Origin of the sequence: Streptomyces niphimycinicus, from assembly GCF_018883605.1 — a bacterium.
Lineage (GTDB): Bacteria > Actinomycetota > Actinomycetes > Streptomycetales > Streptomycetaceae > Streptomyces > Streptomyces niphimycinicus.
In genome coordinates this window covers 1-310 of sequence record NZ_JAHLEM010000669.1, presented here as the reverse complement: position 1 = coordinate 310, position 310 = coordinate 1, and the positions used below count along the sequence as shown (strand labels likewise).

Sequence of the window (310 nt, the reverse complement as noted above, 5' to 3'; positions counted from 1 at the left end):
CGACCAGCGACGAGGAGCACGCGGTGTCCACCGTCACCGCCGGGCCCTCGAGCCCGAGCGTGTAGGCCACCCGTCCGGACACCACGCTGATGGCGCTGCCGGTCACCAGATGCCCCTCGACACCATCCGGTGCCTCATGCACCCGCGGCCCGTAGTCGGGGGCCACCGCTCCGAAAAAGACCCCGGACCGGCTGCCCCGCAGCGAGACCGGATCGATGCCCGCCCGCTCGATGGCCTCCCACGACGTCTCCAGCAGCAACCGCTGCTGGGGATCCATCGCCATCGCCTCACGCGGCGAGATCCCGAAGAA

Annotated in this window: 1 protein-coding gene; it reads right to left on the bottom strand. The window is 71.0% G+C overall.

Annotation, left to right across the window (positions count from 1 at the left end; all coding sequences use genetic code 11):
- Positions 1 to 310, bottom strand: a 310-nt coding sequence (locus KN815_RS39725) for a beta-ketoacyl synthase N-terminal-like domain-containing protein (protein ID WP_301184694.1), incomplete at both ends; no start/stop codon positions are given.